This window comes from Mesorhizobium sp. M7A.F.Ca.CA.004.06.1.1, assembly GCF_003999135.1.
Classification (GTDB): Bacteria; Pseudomonadota; Alphaproteobacteria; order Rhizobiales; family Rhizobiaceae; genus Mesorhizobium.
The window spans coordinates 1-2352 of sequence record NZ_RZPQ01000856.1 but is presented as its reverse complement, the minus strand read 5'-3'; the positions used below and the strand labels follow the sequence as shown (position 1 = coordinate 2352).

Below are 2352 nucleotides of genomic sequence, written 5' to 3'. Positions count from 1 at the left end.
GGTCCAGCGCCTGCGACAGCACGGCGACGGTGACCGCCAACAAAGCGAGTGCTGCGCCGACCAGCGGCAAATTGGCATAGGAAACACCGGCGGAAAGGGCAACGCCGCCGATCCAGGCGCCGCTGGCATTGCCGACATTGAAGGCGCCCTGGTTCAGCGTGGCGGCGAGGTTCGGTCCCTCGGAGGCCGCCTCGACGACCCGGATCTGCAGCGGCGGCACGACGACGAAGATGAGCAGGCCCCACAGGAAGACGATGCCGACGGCAACGCTGGCGATTGCGCCGAACTGCCTGAAGCCAACGAAAAGCAGGGCCATCAGCAGCAGCGTGCCGATCACTGTCGGCATCAGTTTCCAGTCGGCCAGTCTGCCGCCGATAATGTTGCCGATGGTCATGCCCGCGCCGAACAGCAGCAGAACCCACGTGACTGCCGAGGTCGACAAGCCCGATACCTCGGTGAGGTAGGGTTTGATGTAGGTGAAGACGGTGAACAGGCTTGCGGAGGTCAGCGCCGCGATCAGCATGGCCAGCCAGACCTGCAGCTTGCCCAGCACGCGCAGCTCGCCGCGCAGGCCGCCACCGCTTGGCTGGGCGACATCGGACGGCACCAGCCAGGCGATCGCTGCCACCGAGATCAGGCCGATACCGACCACGGCAACGAAGGTGGAGCGCCAGCCGAACGCTTCGCCAAGTGCGGTTCCGGCGGGAACACCCAGGATGTTGGACAGCGTCAGCCCGGCGAACATCAGCGCGATGGCGCTGGCGCGTTTGTTGCGCGGCACCAGGCTGGCGGCAACGACCGAGCCGATGCCGAAGAAGGCGCCATGGCCGAAAGCGGTGAAAACGCGCGCGGCCATCAGCGTCCAGTAGTTGGGCGAGATGGCGCAAAACAGATTGCCGATGACGAACAGGACGGCCAGCCCGACCAGCACAGGCTTACGCGGCAAATGCGCGGTGGCCATCGCCACGATCGGCGCGCCGAAGACGACGCCCAGCGCATATCCGGTAACCAGCAGGCCGGCAGAAGGGATCGATACGCCGAGGTCGGCTGCGACCTCGGGCAGCAGGCCCATGATCACGAATTCGGTGGTACCGATGCAGAAGGACGCAATGGCAAGCGCAAGGATCGGCAAGGGCATGGGGCGTCCAGACTGAATCGGTTCAAATTGAGACTGCGCGAAGGACGCCACCGTGCGCAAGCTGCATTGCTGCATCGCAGCGATGCAGAAAAGGAAGAGCTTTGAAATGGGTCGCTAACAGGCTGTCAAACCAGCGGCTTCAATTCCTGGGCAATGGTTGGCAACAGCTCCGAGACATTCGGGTGGATGTGCACGGCACGCGCCAGCGTGTCGACGGGCGCCTTGGCGTACATCAGGTCGAGTACGCTATGGATAACCTCGTCGCCGCCGGGGCCGAGCACCGAGCAGCCGAGGATCTGCCTGGTGTCGGCGTCGACCAGGATCCTCATGAAGCCCTGCGTCTCGCCCTTTTCGATAGCGCGGCCGACGCGGGTCATCGGCCGCTGGCCGACCAGCGCGCGACGGCCGGATTTCTTCACCGCGGCCTCGGTCATGCCGCAGCGGCCGAGCGGTGGGTCGATGTAGAGCGCATAGGCTTCGATGCGATCACTGACCTTGCGCGGATCGTTGTCCAGCAGGTTGGCGGCGACGATCTCGTAGTCGTTGTAGGAGGTGTGGGTGAAGGCGCCCCTGCCGTTGCAGTCGCCCATCGCCCAGATGCCGGGCACGCTGCTGCGCAACTGGTCGTCTACAGAGACGAAGCCGCGCTTGTCGACCTCCACGCCAGCCCTCTCCAGGCCGAGGTCATCGGTGTTGGGCGTCCGCCCCAGAGCCAGCAGCACGTGCGAGCCGACCGCCGGCGGTTTGCCGGCGGAGAAGGTTACGGCAATGTCCTGGCCCTGTCTGGCGAAAGCGATGTCGTCGGCGCCGACATGGACCGTGATGCCCTCGTTTTCGAGGATCGACAGGATGGCGGCGGAGACATCCTCGTCCTCGCGGCCGGTCAGGCGTGGGCTCTTCTCGATGACGGTAACTTCGCTACCGAAGCGGCGGAACATCTGTGCGAATTCGAGCGAGATGTAGCTGCCGCCGACGACGATGAGATGGCGCGGCAGCACGTCGAGATCCATCATCGAGGAATTGGTCAGATAGTCGATGTCGTGGATGCCAGGCAGGTCTGGGACCGAGGCTCGGCCGCCGGTGTTGAGGAAGATCTTTTCGGCGGTCAGCAGATCGTCGCCGACGCGCACCGTGTTGGCGGATTCGAAACGCGCATGGCCGCGATAGAGGGTGCATTTGTCCATGCCGGCAATCCAGGTCTCGAGATTGGTGCG

Annotated in this window: 2 protein-coding genes; both read right to left on the bottom strand. The window is 64.6% G+C overall.

Annotation, left to right across the window (positions count from 1 at the left end; all coding sequences use genetic code 11):
* Positions 1-1138: MFS transporter (locus tag EN906_RS31235; protein WP_164777503.1), on the bottom strand; the 1138-nt coding region annotated here is incomplete at its 3' end.
* A 125-nt stretch (positions 1139-1263) separates the two neighbouring features.
* Positions 1264-2352: FAD-containing oxidoreductase (locus EN906_RS31230; protein WP_127375647.1), on the bottom strand; the 1089-nt coding region annotated here is incomplete at its 5' end.